Origin of the sequence: Paenibacillus sp. FSL K6-2859, from assembly GCF_038008265.1 — a bacterium.
In the GTDB taxonomy this organism is placed as follows: Bacteria; Bacillota; Bacilli; order Paenibacillales; family Paenibacillaceae; genus Paenibacillus_AQ; species Paenibacillus_AQ nitricinens.
This window is the reverse complement of record NZ_JBBOYU010000001.1, coordinates 5442379-5458618: the sequence shown is the minus strand read 5'-3', so window position 1 is coordinate 5458618 and position 16240 is coordinate 5442379. Positions and strand designations below refer to the sequence as shown.

The 16240-nt window shown below is 45.4% G+C and carries 13 protein-coding genes and 9 tRNA genes; 19 read left to right on the top strand and 3 right to left on the bottom strand.

Translation table 11 applies throughout. The features are described 5' to 3' along the window. Window positions 1-62 precede the first annotated feature (62 nt). From MHB64_RS24430 to MHB64_RS24385, 10 genes are all read left to right on the top strand, one after another. Window positions 63-590, top strand: coding sequence for an AAA family ATPase (locus MHB64_RS24430; RefSeq protein ID WP_341135541.1), 528 nt, complete (start codon window positions 63-65; stop codon window positions 588-590). Window positions 591-683: 93 nt separating this feature from the next. Continuing rightward, window positions 684-758: transfer RNA gene (locus MHB64_RS24425), tRNA-Glu, on the top strand. 88 nt (window positions 759-846) lie between these two features. After that, a tRNA-Val gene (locus MHB64_RS24420) sits at window positions 847-922 on the top strand. A gap of 44 nt (window positions 923-966) precedes the next feature. Then, window positions 967-1043 (top strand) — tRNA-Met (locus tag MHB64_RS24415). Window positions 1044-1069: 26 nt separating this feature from the next. Beyond that, window positions 1070-1147: transfer RNA gene (locus tag MHB64_RS24410), tRNA-Asp, on the top strand. 15 nt (window positions 1148-1162) lie between these two features. Beyond that, window positions 1163-1235: transfer RNA gene (locus MHB64_RS24405), tRNA-Lys, on the top strand. A gap of 36 nt (window positions 1236-1271) precedes the next feature. After that, window positions 1272-1346: transfer RNA gene (locus tag MHB64_RS24400), tRNA-Gly, on the top strand. Between the two features lie 10 nt (window positions 1347-1356). Next, a tRNA-Arg gene (locus MHB64_RS24395) sits at window positions 1357-1433 on the top strand. Between the two features lie 19 nt (window positions 1434-1452). Then, window positions 1453-1531: transfer RNA gene (locus tag MHB64_RS24390), tRNA-Leu, on the top strand. Between the two features lie 80 nt (window positions 1532-1611). After that, window positions 1612-1684 (top strand) — tRNA-Lys (locus MHB64_RS24385). A gap of 120 nt (window positions 1685-1804) precedes the next feature. On the opposite strand, the gene MHB64_RS24380 is transcribed toward MHB64_RS24385, so the two are convergent. The 3 genes from MHB64_RS24380 to MHB64_RS24370 all read right to left on the bottom strand — a co-directional run bounded on the left by MHB64_RS24380 (window position 1805) and on the right by MHB64_RS24370 (window position 5340). Continuing rightward, the gene (locus MHB64_RS24380) at window positions 1805-2725 is read right to left on the bottom strand and encodes an aldo/keto reductase (protein WP_094874225.1); all 921 of its coding nucleotides are present in this window, start codon (window positions 2723-2725) and stop codon (window positions 1805-1807) included. Window positions 2726-2943: 218 nt separating this feature from the next. Further along, window positions 2944-4134 carry an enoyl-ACP reductase FabV gene (gene fabV / locus MHB64_RS24375; protein WP_280788879.1) on the bottom strand — a complete coding sequence of 397 codons (1191 nt, stop codon included), beginning with the start codon at window positions 4132-4134 and terminating at the stop codon, window positions 2944-2946. Between the two features lie 270 nt (window positions 4135-4404). Continuing rightward, a complete protein-coding gene (locus MHB64_RS24370) occupies window positions 4405-5340 on the bottom strand; it encodes an aldo/keto reductase (RefSeq protein WP_341135540.1) in 936 nt (311 codons plus the stop codon). Window positions 5341-5529: 189 nt separating this feature from the next. On the opposite strand from MHB64_RS24370, the gene MHB64_RS24365 reads away from it, so the two are divergent. From MHB64_RS24365 to queA, 9 genes are all read left to right on the top strand, one after another. Continuing rightward, window positions 5530-6504, top strand: coding sequence for an ornithine cyclodeaminase family protein (locus MHB64_RS24365; RefSeq protein ID WP_341135539.1), 975 nt, complete (start codon window positions 5530-5532; stop codon window positions 6502-6504). A gap of 14 nt (window positions 6505-6518) precedes the next feature. Beyond that, a complete protein-coding gene (locus MHB64_RS24360) occupies window positions 6519-7679 on the top strand; it encodes a dipeptidase (RefSeq protein ID WP_341135538.1) in 1161 nt (386 codons plus the stop codon). 11 nt (window positions 7680-7690) lie between these two features. Further along, complete coding sequence (locus MHB64_RS24355; protein WP_341135537.1) at window positions 7691-9817, top strand: CocE/NonD family hydrolase; 2127 nt, start codon at window positions 7691-7693, stop codon at window positions 9815-9817. 111 nt (window positions 9818-9928) lie between these two features. Further along, a complete protein-coding gene (locus MHB64_RS24350) occupies window positions 9929-10648 on the top strand; it encodes a BofC C-terminal domain-containing protein (protein ID WP_179281752.1) in 720 nt (239 codons plus the stop codon). Window positions 10649-10903: 255 nt separating this feature from the next. Continuing rightward, a complete protein-coding gene (ruvC, locus tag MHB64_RS24345; RefSeq protein WP_036677679.1) occupies window positions 10904-11407 on the top strand; it encodes a crossover junction endodeoxyribonuclease RuvC in 504 nt (167 codons plus the stop codon). Continuing rightward, window positions 11404-12021, top strand: coding sequence for a Holliday junction branch migration protein RuvA (gene ruvA, locus MHB64_RS24340; RefSeq protein WP_094874232.1), 618 nt, complete (start codon window positions 11404-11406; stop codon window positions 12019-12021). The genes ruvC and ruvA overlap by 4 nt, the downstream gene beginning before the upstream one ends. Window positions 12022-12056: 35 nt before the next feature. Further along, window positions 12057-13064, top strand: coding sequence for a Holliday junction branch migration DNA helicase RuvB (gene ruvB, locus MHB64_RS24335; protein WP_042191128.1), 1008 nt, complete (start codon window positions 12057-12059; stop codon window positions 13062-13064). A gap of 32 nt (window positions 13065-13096) precedes the next feature. After that, window positions 13097-15199, top strand: a complete 2103-nt coding sequence (locus MHB64_RS24330) for a SpoIID/LytB domain-containing protein (protein WP_256990032.1) — start codon at window positions 13097-13099, stop codon at window positions 15197-15199. 9 nt (window positions 15200-15208) lie between these two features. Beyond that, window positions 15209-16237 (top strand): tRNA preQ1(34) S-adenosylmethionine ribosyltransferase-isomerase QueA, encoded by a 1029-nt coding sequence (queA, locus tag MHB64_RS24325; RefSeq protein ID WP_341135536.1) that lies wholly within the window; start codon window positions 15209-15211, stop codon window positions 16235-16237. Window positions 16238-16240 lie beyond the last annotated feature (3 nt).

The window sequence follows — 16240 nt, the reverse complement described above, 5'->3', positions numbered from 1 at the left end:
GGTTTTTATGATAATGTGCTTTAATAGAGTCACTAATAGATTATTCATGGGGGATAAAGATCATGATAATATGGATCAATGGAGCTTTTGGTGCGGGAAAGACAGAAACTGCATATGAATTACATCGCAGAATTCCTAATTCTTTTGTATACGATCCAGAGAATGTAGGGTATTACATAAGGGAAAACATTCCTGATGTGATGACAAAAAGTGACTTTCAAGACTATTATCTTTGGCGTGAAATTAACCATTCCATGTTAAAATACATAGCTAGCGAATATAGGGGAACGGTTATCGTACCTATGACCATAGTCAACCCAGAATATTGGATGGACATTGCTGGTAATCTAATAAATGAGGGATTAGAGGTTCACCATTTTACTTTGTGTGCCTCACGAGAGACGCTGCTCAAGAGATTGGGTGGTAGAGGTGAAGGAAATGACTCATGGACCGTTCAACAGATCGACAGATGCCTCACAGGGCTTAATAAGGATGTATTCAAAGATCAATTAGACACAAATAACCTGACTACTATAGAAGTCGTTGAGTTGATAGCCAGTAAGCTTGATATCACTTTAACGCTATTATAGGAGAAAAGTGAAAATATATTAATTTAGGTATTGCTATACTTTGAAATACATGATATAATCTTTTTTGTTGTCAAAACATTTTGTTTTCAATAAGGCCCGTTGGTCAAGGGGTTAAGACACCTCCCTTTCACGGAGGTAACATGGGTTCGAATCCCATACGGGTCACCAATTCCTTTAAAACCTAATTTTTCTTCAGGAATAAAAGGTTGCATTACAGTTTAGATTGTGTTATGATAATTGAGTTGCTTCTTTACATGGAGGCTTAGCTCAGCTGGGAGAGCATCTGCCTTACAAGCAGAGGGTCGGGGGTTCGATCCCCTCAGCCTCCACCATGAAGCTTTCTTATTGTAATGGATAGCTAAATATTTTTTAATGACGCGGGGTGGAGCAGCCCGGTAGCTCGTCGGGCTCATAACCCGAAGGCCGCAGGTTCAAATCCTGCCCCCGCAACCAATTTTCATCAAGCAATTATATCTTTTGGAACCGTGGTGTAGTTGGCCTAACATGCCTGCCTGTCACGCAGGAGATCGCGAGTTCGAATCTCGTCGGTTCCGCCATTTTTCTTGCTTCATGAGCCATTAGCTCAGTTGGTAGAGCACCTGACTTTTAATCAGGGTGTCGAAGGTTCGAGTCCTTCATGGCTCACTTCTTAAGTGAGTCGGACACTAATACATACTGTGTGCGGACGTGGCTCAGCGGTAGAGCATCGCCTTGCCAAGGCGAGGGTCGCGGGTTCGATTCCCGTCGTCCGCTCCATATAAATTTTGCGCCCTTAGCTCAGCTGGATAGAGCGTTTGACTACGAATCAAAAGGCCGGGAGTTCGAATCTCTCAGGGCGCGCCATATTTTAACTTCATACTTTGCCGGCGTGGCGGAATGGCAGACGCGCTCGACTCAAAATCGAGAGGGAAACCGTGGAGGTTCGAGTCCTCTCGCCGGTATCAATTAGCAAGCGAAGCTCTTATGCGTTAAGCTAAGAGCTTTTGCTTTTCAAGTTTAGTAAGGTAAATCATTATATTGTGGACTCTTAGCTCAGTTGGTAGAGCAGTAGACTCTTAATCTATTTGTCCAGGGTTCGAGCCCCTGAGAGTCCATCCTTTAAAGAAACGGCAGAGATGCCGTTTCTTTTTTTTTATAAGAGTTATACGGTTTCAATCATAGTCACAAAAAAAGCCACGAAGTGCGATATTAGCGTACTTCGTGGCTTTTAATATTTATGGAAGGATATTACCCGCAGCGCGGTAAATTTCATACCATTCGGGTCTGGTGAGTGTAATATCGGATGCTTTGGCAATATCCCGCAATCGCTGCGTATTGGTTGTACCTACAACAGGCTGCATATTTGCCGGATGTCTGAGAATCCAGGCAATGGCAATAGCAGTATTGGTAACCTCTTTTTCAGCTGCCAAACGGTTAATGACCTCGTTCAATTCAGGGAACTTGTCGTTGTCCAAGAATACACCTTCAAAAAAGCCATATTGGAAAGGCGACCATGGCTGAATGGTCATGTCGTGTAGACGGCTGTACTCCAAGATCCCGCCATCATGGACAACCGAACCGGAGTTGGTCATATTCACATTAAAACCGGTATCAATCATACCCGTGAACATAATGCTTAATTGGAGCTGGTTGAATAGCAACGGTTGCTTTACATTTTTCTTGAGCAGTTCGATTTGCAGTGGGTTTTGGTTGCTGACACCAAAATGCTTGACCAAACCCTTGCTCTCCAGAATGTCAAAAGCCTCAGCCACTTCTTCCGGCTCGAACAGCGTGTCAGGACGGTGAAGCAGAAGCACATCGATATAATCGGTCTTTAAGCGCTTAAGACTGCCTTCAACGGATTGTAGGATATGCTCTTTGGAGAAATCAAAAAAACCGTCGCGGATTCCACATTTGGTTTGGATCATCATTTTATCACGCATACCAGGATTGTTCTCTAGTACACCTGCGAATACTTCTTCGGCCTTACCACCTGCGTAGATGTCGGCATGATCAAAGAAGTCTATTCCGAGCTCCAACGCACTATGTACATGTGTATCAGCCTCTTTTGCAGACAAGTCCGCAATCCGCATACAGCCAAGCGAAATTTGGGACACGTCAAGTGCACCATTCGCTACACTAATTTTTTTAACCATGAGGGATTCACTCCTTAGAATGTAAGTTAGAACTTGCAGTATTCTATCAAACCATATCACAAAGTGGGAGGCTAAGCCAATATGCCCTACGACGTATAGGTAGGCTGCAAGCAAAGTGCAAAAAAAGAGGCTGCCAACTCAGTAGAATTCACTACTTTTGCAGACAACCTCTTTTTTTATACATCCATAATTATTATATGGATGTGCTCAGAATCATTCTAGTACATATTCGGAATGTCGACATTAGGATCAATATCTGCTTCGTAGTCTACGCCATCTGTTCTAAAGCCAAACAGATTGAAGAAATCTTGGCGGTAGCCTTCAAGATCTGCTAGCTCACCTGCATTATCAGTTGTCAGCTCGTCCCAACGTTTCATAACCTCTGTCTGAACGTCCTCACGCATTTCCCAGTCGTCAATGCGGATCAAGCAGCTTCCGTCAGCAGTAGCCTTGCCTTCGCCGTATAGGTGCTCAGAGAACAAGCGATACATTTGTTCAATACAGTTCTCGTGCAGGCCTTTTTCCTTCATCACTTCGTAAAGGGCTGAGATATAAAGGGGCACTACAGGAATCGCTGAGCTGGACTGAGTTACGAGCGCCTTATTAACGGACACAAAGGCACGTCCGCCTTTTGATGAAAGAAGGTCATTCATTTGAATCGCAGTTTGTTCCAGATCGTGCTTGGCTTGGCCGATTGTTCCGTCCCGATAGATAGGATGAGTGATTTCAGGCCCGATGTAGGAGTAAGCAACGGTAGTAGCACCATCTGCAAGGACATCAGCTGCTTGAAGCTGATCGATCCACATTCTCCAGTCTTCGCCGCCCATTACAGCGATTGTCTGACGTACTTCTTCTTCATTAGCAGGCTCAATGGTGGTCATGGATACTTCGCCTGTATGGAAGTTTAAGGTTTTATTCGAATAAGCTGTTCCCACTGGTTTAATAACGGAGGAGAAGGTTTCCCCTGTTACCGGGTGGGTACGACGAGGTGAAGCGACACTATAAATAACTAAATCGATGGTGCCATATTCAGCTTTAATCAATGCAATGGTCTTCTCTTTAATAGCATCAGAGAAAGCATCGCCAACTATGCTGTGTGATTTAAGTCCAAGCTTTGCTGCTTGTTGTTCAAAGGCAGCGGAGTTGTACCAGCCTGCAGAAGCGGTGCGCTGACCTTCCGCTGCTTTATCGAAGAACACACCAATGGTATTGGCGCCAGCACCAAATGCAGCTGAAATTCTGGAAGCTAGTCCGTATCCGGTAGAGGCACCGATGACGAGTACATTCGCAGGTCCCTCAATTTTCTTTTGTGCTTTTACATATTCAATTTGTTGTTCTATTTGTTTGGCGCATCCCTCTGGATGGGCTGTTGTGCATATAAATCCGCGTGTTTTAGGTTGAATAATCATCAAGGAATTCCCCTTTGTATAAAAATTAAAGTCTACTGATACACAGAGAAAGTATAGCAAACAATATTTACTAATACAAAGAATTTAGGATATTCGGTAAGAATACGCTGCCCTGTATTTTTGTTTGTTGGCTAGCTGCGCTATCGAGTCTTGATCATTTATTAAGGCTTTCGGACTCCAGTAGCGCTAATCCTTAGAAAAGGGGCTGCCCCAGTAGCCATTTCATGACTTCTAGGACAACCCCCTTTATTTTACTTACATAAAAGGCTATTACGCCTTAAAGATTGAATCAATCGCTTTGATCTCTTCTGGTGTCAGCTGAACTTTCAGAGTCTGGAGATTCGATACGATCTGTTCCGGACGTTTAGCTCCGGGAATAAGTGCGTCGATGGAAGGTACAGTTAAATACCAGGCTAGCACTACATGTGCGACTTCAACACCTTTGGCATCGGCAATTTGGCGAACCTTGTCTACCTTCTCCAGGTTTTTGGCAAAGGTCGCTCCTTGAAACATTGGGTTGTTCTTTCTATTGTCGCTGAACGTATCGCCTTGCTTATACTTGCCGCCAAGAAGTCCTGACGCCAGTGGGAAGTAAGGAACGAAAGAAATGCCATGCTCCTGCGTGTAAGGGAGCAGGTCTTTTTCCGCATCACGATGCAGCAGGTTGTAATGGGATTGGAGTACATCTACATGGCCGTCCTTGTTGGATTCTCTCAGCTGTTCAATGGAGAAGTTGGAGACACCAATCGCTCTGATTTTTCCTTCATCCTTCAGTTTCTTAAGCTCGCCGACAGCATCATCCTTAGGAGTGCTTTCATCAGGGAAATGAATATAGTAAAGATCGATATAATCGGTCTGGAGGCGTTTCAAGCTGTCTTCCACAGACTGTCTTAGAAAAGCTGGAGAGTTGTCGATCGTAACCTTATCGCCAGTAATCTTATGAGCGCCCTTAGTAGCAATGACCACATTGTCACGACCGCCTCTTTCTCTCAGCACTTCTCCAATCAGTTCCTCGGATCTACCTGGACCATAGATAAAGGCGGTATCAATGAAATTGATCCCATGGTCAAGAGCATTGCGAACAATGTCTTTACCAGTCTCATCATTTAAGCCGGGAAATAAATTATGCCCGCCAACAGCATTGGCACCCAGCCCAAGAGGGAGTACCTGCAAATTTGTTCTACCTAAAGTTATTTTACTAGACATAATCAATCGTCAGCTCCTTAAAATAGAATATGAACTATATTAAGTATAGCGAATAGCTAGTGGTTAAACAAATTCCTGAATTCCAGCTTTATACATGAATATTTAAAGCGTATAAGTTATGATATAAAGAATAATTTTGTGTTCCCATATTTGTTTTCTTGCCACAATGAAGTAATGGAGGTTTGTCTTATGCTAGTTATTAATCAAAATGAAGTGGCTGAGTTATTAGCAATGGAGTCTTGCATCACTGTGATGGAATCCGTTTTGAAGGATTTGTCCGCAGGACAAGCCATACAAAGCTTAAGACAAGTACTCCCGCTGCACCAAGGCAATCTGATTGGCTTAATGCCGGGCTTTTTGCAGAGCGAAGAAGTAGCAGGCGCCAAGATCATCAGTGTGTTTCCAAGTAATCATGGCTCAGGTTTACCTTCCCATCAAGGGCTTGTTACGTTATTCGATTCTTCTACCGGTGTTCTGAAAGCTGTAGTAGATGGACAGAAGATTACTGCAATTCGCACAGCGGCTGTTAGCGCAGTAGCCACTCGTTATCTGGCCAGAGAAGATGCAGAGGTGCTTGCCATTCTGGGCACGGGTGAACAAGCCAAAAGCCATCTGGAAGCGATGTTACTGGTTCGATCGATTCGTGAGGTCAGAGTTTGGAATAGAACACCTGCAAAGGCAAGAGATTTTCAAGCAGAAATGAGCCCTAAATATGGTGTGGATATAATAGTGGCGGAGTCTGCTCAAGAGGCAGTCAGCCCTGCAGATATCATTTGTACCGTAACAGCATCCACAGAGCCTGTGCTCAAAGGAGAATGGCTGAAGCACGGAGTACATATCAACGCTATTGGAGCGTGCAGATCTGCGGATCGCGAGCTGGATTCGGAGACCGTTCGATTAGCTAAGTTATATGTTGACCGATTGGAATCCGCACATCATGAATCTGGGGATTATTTAATTCCGCTGAAGGAAGGCATGATTAATTCAGGTCATATCATCGGTGAAATCGGTGAACTGATCAGCGGGAGTATTGAGGGCAGAGCTAAAGCTGATGAGATCACTCTTTTTAAAGGACTAGGACTTGCGATAGAAGATTTAGCAGCGGCTAACTTCATTTATAATGAAGCTGTTAAATTACAAAAAGGCATTGAAATTGCATTCTAAGGAGCGACCACACGATGAGCACATATGAAGGTTTGTATGATTTCAAGTTGACGGAACAGGACGAAGAACGGGCCGTACGTTTGCATGAGCAGAACATTAATATTGATTTGCTATTTCAAGGTCCCTTATCTCCAAACGCAATTCCAGAGTCTGTGTCTGAAAAAATAAAAGAGCTGTGTGAGCCCTATAAAGATGAGCCGATGATATACAGCAGCATGCCAGCAAAAATGATCACAAAGCTGTCGGCCAGCGGTGAGATTCCTGAGTATAAAAGTGAATGGTATAAATCGGGAATTACCGCGGGTAACCGGGAGCTTCATTTAGAGTCCTTAGAAAGCATGATCAATAGTATGGCTGAAGTTCAGCTTCAGTTCGACTCCGCAGATTGGTTAGTGAAAGCTTTAACCGCAGAGGACATACGTGCAGCCAAGCGTAATGGCCATAAGGCGGGTATTATCACGGCGCAAGAAACGGATGGCCTAGGTACCAATCTGGACCTATTAGATGTGTTACATAATTTTGGCTTAAGAATTTTACAATTAACCTATAACAATCAGAATCAGGTCGGTGCAGGCTGTGCAGAACAGTCGAACGCTGGAATTACGAATTATGGAAAAAGATTCATTGAGCGCCTCAACAAGCTCGGGATCATTGTAGATACGGGACATTGCGGAAAACAAACAACACTCGATGCCTGCCAGTACTCTAAGACTCCGGTCATTGCTTCACACACGGGTGTTGAGGCCATCTATCCGCATATGCGCTGCAAAAGTGATGAGGAAATCATCGCGATCGCTACGACGGGTGGAGTCATCGGTATTTTTGCTATGCCGTGGTTTGTTCATGAAGATCCTAACCATACGACCATTGATCATGTGCTAGATCATATCGAATATGTGATTCGGCTTGTAGGCGTGGTTCATGTCGGGATTGGAACGGATTGGCCGATGAGCGATGTGCTCTGGTCATTGATTTATTTTAAAGAACATATTGCACCTAAGCTAGGATTTGCCAAAGGAGACGGACCTTCTACTGAAACCGTTGCTGGGCTTGAAAAATATAGCTATTTTATCAACTTTACTAGAGGACTAGTGGCACGCGGTTATAAGGATGAGGATATTGCAAAGATTATGGGTGGTAACTGGCTGCGTGTATTTGAAGAAATTTGGGGATAGGGGATAAATAGATGACAACATACTTGAACACTACTGCATTTAACTTCTACTGTTCTGGCATTTATTCAGGGAAAATACATTTCACGGAACAACAAATTATGCTCGCTAAGGTTGATCCACGCAGACGAACACAAATGCAATACAATGTGCTGGATAGCCAGTTCAAGACCGTCCTTCCATTTCAAAAAATCCACGAATACATGGACGCTTACGCTAAAGCAGAATGGGTCAATGATGAGGTAGTCCTAAGTAATGGTGATCTTTATCAAAAGCATATTCAGTATCAGGCTGTATTGGATGGCCGTGTGCTTACTTCTCAAGTATGGGCGCTACGAAAAGAGACGGCTCTGGATATTGTGACCTTGGATGGTGAGATTATTGCTTTTCTTACGCCGAACCGGTATGGCATCGAGCTGATTGTTAAAGCAGGATATGAGAAGCTGACGCCTCTGGTTGTTTATGATGATCCCTTTTTGTCGAAGCCAGAGTATGGTGTGAATGATTTGGGTACGGATCTGATTCCGATGCGTGATGGCGTGAGACTGGCTACGGATGTGTTTCTTCCTGAGGGCATTCAGCCGGGAACCAAGCTGCCGACGATTCTTGTGAGAACCTGCTATGACCGTAACGGAAAAAAAGAGATTTTTATGAGATGGGCTAACAAAGGTTATGCAGTGGTGTCACAGGACGTTAGAGGTCGGGCGGATTCGGAAGGGGAATTGATTCCTTTTTATAATGAACGGGATGATGGCTACGATACGATCGATTGGATTATCGCGCAGGATTGGTCAGATGGCAATGTTGGAATGTGGGGCGCGTCCTATCTCGGCTTTGTTGTTGTCTCGGCGGCGACCAGTGGACACCCTAATTTGAAGGCTGTGGTGGATGAAGTGAATGTTGGCTCACCGTTTGTAGATACAGCGCGTAAGGGTGGAACGCTTTGCTCTTGGCCGCTCTTGTCTTGGACGCTTGCACAATCTGTGGGTACCCGGACGGATTTTGATATTTTTTGGGGCATAACGGTGAACCCAGAAGCGGCCGTCGATGCGAGACCGATTAAGGAGATTCCACAGCAAATGATCGGCAAAGCATCAGGTCCTTGGGATCTGTGGAGCCAGCATCCGGAGTATGATGATTTCTGGAGAAACTGTACCTTTACGGAACGCGGGGATCAGGTACAGGTCCCTATGTATGTAATCTCAGGCTGGTATGACGGGGACAGCCCTGGGGTATCAGAGACATGGAGAATGCTGACTGAACATGATGTGCCGAACCGGAAAATCCGTCTGGGGGCATGGGAGCATGGACCCAACAGAGCCAGAGACTATGAGGGGTTAAGCTTTGGCAATGATGCAGTGGTTTATGATTACGATGTTTCTGTCCTGCGCTGGTTTGACCGTTTCTTGAAAGGTATTCCGAATGGAATAGATCAGGAGCCTAGAGCCTCTTATTATGTCGTTGGCGAGAATCAGTGGAGAACATCGGAGGATTGGACACCTGCTGAAGCAGTGACTTCTCCTTTCTATCTTTCCAGTGGGGGCCGGGCTAATTCAGGACAAGGTGATGGGAAGCTGCTCACAGCACCAGAGGAACACTCTCCCGAAGATACTTACGTCTATAACCCAAATGATCCGATGAATGATAGCGGTGAGCGAGAGCCTGAAAATTTACGGAAATACGAGCTGCGGAATGATATCCTTGTGTACACCAGTGAAGTGTTGAAGGAAGAATTGACTATCGCTGGGGAATTGTCAGCTGTGATCTACGCTGCTAGTACAGGTAAGGATACAGATTGGGTAGTTACGCTTAGCGATGTGAATGAACAAGGCGACTCTATCCGGTTATCTAACTATATTGTTAGAGCTAAATATCGTCATGGATTTGATGCACCTGAACTGCTCACGCCTGGCCAAGTAGAGGAATATGATATTTTCATGCCCAATATTGCCCATAGATTTGCAGTGGGGCACCGGGTTCGGTTCTCGATCACCTCGTCCAGTAAATTCGTTGCTTTCCCTAATACGAACACAGGTAATAATCCATATGAAGATACAGAAGCAATTACTGTTCTGCAGACCGTTTACCATAATAGTAAATATCCAAGCCATGTGAAGCTGCCGATTATTCCAAACGCTTAAACTGCAAGGTCAACCTTATAATTGTTATAAAATATCGATTATTCACAGAAAAGCGCATAAATGATCCCTTCTCAGGTCACAATAGGGAAAAACCAGAATGAAGGGATTAACGTGTCGCGCATAAAAAAACAACTTTGGCAGCGATGGAGACGTTGGAAAAAGGCGCTTTGGGTAGGGGCAGCTTGTTTAGCTCTTACTGTACTGGCCTGGCGCAGCATGCAGGTACCTGAGGAAATCAGTGGCCTGCTGACGGATTCTAGTTGGACGGATAGTGCCGAAAGTGAGTTGGCCGCAGCTGTATTTAAAGTAGGCGTGGACAGCGGTGAGGAGAAAGAGAAGGGCACCATAAAAAACGAACAACTGTTGCAGACGATCGCTCAAAGCGGACTCAGCAGAACCGTTCATTTAAAAATATCGTATGTATCTGGAGAAGAAGTTCAGACATTGCCAGGTGTAAAGAACCCGCTTCAGCTTAAAAAGATAATTCACGAACACTCTGCATGGAGCGGTTGGATTAGCAGCGATGGAGATTTGTGGCTGGAACAAAAAGTGAATGATCTATCGACCCTGACGAAAAAAGAAGCCTATATCGGAGTCGATGCATTTGGGAACTTGAAATTATTTAAAGGGCCTCCGGTACAGGAAAAGGTGCTGAAGACTTTTTTTCAAATGGATATGGGTTCCTTGAAATCCTCTCTGCCGGAAAGTATTTGGAAAGAGCTTCATGAGGGCATTCGTGTACAAGATATTGAAGAGTACAATAGCGTATTGTCCACCTTCAGTGACTACGCGCGTGAGGCTGCAGAACATGTCATGCAGAATAAGCAATAGCATCCTTAAGCATATCAGCTGTCCTAAAGTCATTATTAATGGCTATAGGGCAGCTTTTTCTTTGCAAATATAAGAAGTTTTGAGGTTCTCATTATAGGCCTAAAGTTGTCATTTCGCATCAGAGGGTAAACTTTTTTTCTCCCGGAAGAGGTATTTTTGCTATAATGGTTTGAAGGAATACATATGTTCGCTTCGTAGCGGAGTAATGGATGAAAACGGTGGAATAAACTGCCTGTTATAGAGGAGAGATCGTGTTTGCGCATTTTGGGAATTGATCCGGGGCTGGCGATTGTCGGTTTTGGCTTTGTGGATAAGGAAGGTCATAAATTGACCCCAGTCCAATATGGTTGTATCCAAACCGAGGCTCATACGCCTGAGGAAGAACGTCTGCTGCATGTCTATGAAGGCATGGGTCAGCTTATTGATAAATATAAACCTGATGCTGTAGCGATAGAGAAGTTGTTCTTCGCACGTAATGTTACAACAGCATTGCCAGTAGCTCAGGCCCGCGGAGTGACGATATTAGCTGCTGTACAGCGTGGCTTACCCGTATCGGAATATACACCTATGATGGTGAAGCAGGCAGTAGTTGGTTATGGTAAGGCTGAGAAGCGGCAGGTACAGGAAATGGTGAAGCTGTTGCTGAAATTATCGGCGATCCCTAAACCGGATGATGTGGCCGATGCACTAGCGGTAGCGGTATGTCATGCCCATTCGAGCAGTCTTAATTCTAAATTAAATGAGGTATTGCGAAAATGATAGATTTCTTAAGAGGACCCGTCGTTCATTTAGAGTCGGAATATGTGGTGCTGGATGTGCAGGGCGTAGGATACCGGGTATTCTGCCCGAACCCTTATGCTTTTGCTAAAGTAGAAGGACCTGTAACGATCTATATTCATTATCAAACACGTGAGGATGCGACGCTTCTGTTCGGGTTCCCGACTCGGGAGGAGCAAAAATTGTTCCGCAAGTTGATTGAGGTATCCGGGATCGGTCCGAAGGTTGCGCTCGGAATACTGACAGGTGGGACTCCAGATCAGTTGATCTCGGCAATTTACCAAGAGAATATAACCTTCTTAACGAAACTGCCGGGCATTGGCAAGAAGACGGCGCAGCGGATGATCTTAGATTTGAAGGACAAGCTGGACGGACTCAGTATGGCTTCGATGCAAACGGGATTATTTGCAGTTCCAATGGAAGAAAGAGCGGATGGATTAGCTTGGCAAGAAGCTAGAGATGCCCTTAAGGGATTGGGCTATACCGAAAGTGAATTGGACCGTGTATGGCTCGCTATGAAGAAAGAGGGCGCAGAGACAGGGACTGTAGATGTGTTGATGAAGAAAGCACTTGGGCTATTATATATTGCTAAGTAAAACCGAACACATCCTGAAGAAAGGGAGCGATAGGAATGGATGACCGGATTATATCCGCTAATTTAATGATGGACGAGCAAGCCGTAGAATTAAGCTTACGCCCTCGTTATCTGGGAGAATATATCGGACAGAATCAGGTGAAAGAAAACCTGAAAATATATATCGAAGCAGCCAAAATGAGAAGTGAAGCGCTGGATCATGTGCTGCTCTACGGGCCTCCAGGTCTCGGTAAAACAACACTTGCGAACATTATCGCCAATGAGCTGGGTGTGAATTTACGAACAACATCCGGTCCTGCTATAGAGCGGCCGGGAGATTTAGCCGCCCTGCTGACGAACCTGCAGGAAGGCGACGTGCTGTTCATTGATGAAATTCACCGCTTACACCGGACGGTGGAGGAGGTAATGTATCCGGCGATGGAGGACTTCGCGCTGGATATCATGATCGGCAAAGGGCCAAGTGCCCGTTCGGTACGATTGGATTTGCCGCCTTTTACACTTATAGGTGCTACCACACGTGCTGGCCTGCTGTCAGCGCCACTACGAGATCGTTTCGGAGTGGTCAGCCGCTTGGAGTTCTATACCATAGATGAGCTAAGCTTCATTGTTGCTCGAAATGCAGATCTTTTAGGGATTGAGATTGTCGGAGATGCGGCGGAAGAGATAGCGCTTCGTTCCCGTGGAACGCCGCGGATTGCGAACCGGCTCCTGAAGCGAGTTCGTGATTTTGCTCAAGTTCGCGGCGATGGGATTATAACCCCGGAGATTTCCGGGGAAGCCCTGAAGATGCTGCAAGTAGACCCACGTGGGTTGGATAGCATCGATCATAAGATGTTAAGAGCAATGATTTCAAGCTTTCGTGGCGGTCCTGTAGGTCTGGATACGATTGCTGCTACAATTGGTGAGGAAAGTCAGACGATTGAGGATGTTTATGAGCCTTACCTGCTGCAGATAGGGTTCTTGCAGCGGAGCCCTCGTGGAAGAATTGTAACCCCGGCCGCTTATCATCACTTAGGCCTTCCGCTCCCTCCGGAGCAGCACTGAGTCAGTAACTACATTTAAAAGGAGGATGCTGGATGAAGCATACGAAGATGAAATGGGGAGGAATAGCTCCACTAAGCAAAGGATTGCTGGCAGCTGCGATTGCTGTGGGAAGTCTCTTGATCCCTGCGGGCGCCAGTCATGCCGATTCTAATAGTACGATTCGAGTTGCCCTTTATGCCGATATTGGTAGTAAATATAAATCTACCGTGCCAGTAGTAACTATGCAATCGACACAAAGCTTCACTTTGATGTCAAACCAACCAGGGAGCACTCCTTTGTTATTGGTGCCTGCCCAGAGCAGAATACGTGTTAGTGTGGATGGTTATAGAGTAAAGGTTATGGAGACTTCAAGCTGGAAAACAGCTGCTGATGCGGCTAAAAAGCTTCAGTCTACCTCTGATAAGCCTCAAATTTATATGATTTCTAGAAATGGAACCAATGTGTATCAGTTGTATACTGGTGTCTATGTCAGTGAAGCTGCTGCCAAGGATGGGCTTGCCCGTGTAGTAAAGGCAGGACTCGGCATTCCTGCTGATCAAACCCCTGCGGTGAAAGGGGATAAGCATTTATCGGCGGGTCGCTATTCTTCGGAACAAGAAGCTGATACTGCTCTGAGTAGTATTACAGCTGCTGGTTTTGATGCCTGGAAGGTGTTTCTTTCAGGAAGTGATGGCAGTGCCCAGTTTGAGGTATGGGTAGGCGAAGCTGCAAACGACAAAGATTTGGCTGCTGTTCAGACCACAGTGTCTGCAGCATTGCCACAGCTTGCTATGTCCGCTGCAACTTCACCTGGGTTAATCATGCGTTTGGATGCTGGGCTGGACCTTAGCAGCGAGACACAGGCTAATCATTATATGGTTTCCGGAAATGATGCTAAATTTTTGGCCGTTGGCAGTGAGGCTGGAATTCAGCTCGAAGAAAGATCCAAGCGTACCTACCGTGGAAATATGGAGCTAAGTAATTTGAGAGGTTCCCTTGCGGTTATCAATGAAGTGCCACTGGAACAATATTTGTATGCAGTGGTTGGAGGAGAGGTTTCCTCCAGCTGGCCGGATGAAGCTCTAAAGGCTCAGGCTGTCGCCGCCCGAAGCTATGCAATGGCGCAAGGCAACCGTTTCGAAGTAGCGAATGTAGTAGATTCTACATTGAGTCAGGTATATAACGGAATCGGATCAGAGGCTCCAGTTATTATTAAGGCAGTGGATGCTACTGCCGGTGAAGTATTGATGAGTGGTGGTAAAGTTATAGAGGCTGTATTCTCCTCGAACAGTGGTGGAGTAACCTCTGATCCATCGGAGGTATGGGGCAATGGTGGAGATGCGTTTGCCAGCGTTCCCAGCAAAGAGGATGTCGCAGCTACCGCGGCCGCTAAGAAGTGGTATTATTTACTGCTCGCTAATGGAACCTCTGGATATGCACGTGAGGATAACATTAAATTGACAGGAAATAAAACAGCAGCGGGACTGGATATAGCGACAGCTACCACTAAAGATGTCAATGTGCGCCCCCTTCCTGCTGTTGAAAGTAGTGTAAGTGCGGTAGGCAAGTTGAATCCGGGCGAGAATGCTGTTGTTCTAGACAAAGTCTATGAGTCCGGTAGTTATAGCTGGATCAAAGGGCCATATACCTCTGCCGACCTTCTAAAAAGCTTGCAGGGTAAAACAACTAGCACGCTCCCTTCTAGCATCCTTAATTTGCAGGTCACTCAGCGCGGCCCTTCTGGAAGAGCGATTCAGGTGAAAGCAAATGGTCAGGCACTGGATGTGAAATATCCTGATATGTTCCGTTCTGCGTTCAATGGATTGCCAAGTACATTGTTTGATATTGTACCAGCCGGAAGTTATACTGTATTAGGCGCTGACGGTGCTACCAGCACGATTGGAAGTTCACAGAGCGCAGGTGTACTCTCTGCATCAGGTAAGGTTAATGTGAACGGTAGTGGAACTGTAGTGATGGGGGGGGATTCCTCAGCCAGAGCGATTACTAACAGTTCGGGCTTTCTGTTCATTGGCCAAGGATACGGTCATGGTCTAGGCATGTCGCAATGGGGCGTGAAAGGCATGGCTGACAGCGGGTATGATTACAAGCAGATATTGCAACACTATTATCAGAACGTTACTATAGTTAAGGAATGAAGACAGACCATGAATGTAGACGCATATGATTTTAATTTACCGGAAGAATTAATTGCCCAGACACCACTCTCTGACCGTAGCTCTTCTAGACTGCTCTTAGTAAATAAGGAGGATGGGGAGCTGGCTCACCGGCATTTTACCGATATTATTAATTATTTTCAACCGGGAGATACGCTTGTTCTGAATGATACGAGAGTCATTCCTGCCAGATTGTTTGGGGCTAAAGAAGATACGGGGGCTAAAGCTGAAGTGCTTCTCCTTAAGAATCTGGGAGACGATCGATGGGAAGCTCTTGTAAAGCCAGGTAAAAAGCTCAAGACAGGAGCGGTTATCATCTTTAGTGATGAGCTTCGTGCGGTTATTGAGGATGAGGCTGATATGGGGGGACGAACGCTTCGGTTCATTTATCAGGGTATTTTCCAGGAGATTCTGGACAGGCTGGGAACAATGCCACTGCCTCCTTATATTAAGGAAACACTCGATGATCGGGAACGATATCAGACCGTTTATGCTAAGCATGAGGGATCAGCTGCTGCTCCTACAGCAGGGCTTCATTTTACCAAAGAACTGTTGGATCAGATTGAAGCCAAGGGTGTGAATATTGCTTATATTACACTTCATGTAGGTCTCGGAACGTTCCGTCCGATGTCTGTTGAGAAGGTTGAAGAGCATGTTATGCATTCAGAGTATTTTGTAATGTCTCAAGAAACAGCAGATACTATAAATGCTACCAAGGAACAAGGTGGTCGCATTATAGCGGTAGGGACGACTTCTTGTCGGACACTTGAAACAGTCGGAAGACAATGTGAAGGCGGTCCATTAGTGGAATGTAGTGGCTGGACGGATATTTTCATCTATCCGGGCTATAAGTTTAGTGTAGTTAATGCGTTAATTACTAATTTTCATTTGCCGAAGTCTACTTTGGTGATGTTGGTTAGTGCTTTGGCAGGTCGGGAACATATTCTAGCTGCTTATGAAGAAGCGATAGAGCAGAAGTACCGGTTTTTTAGCTTTGGAGATGCAATGTTTATTTACTAAGGT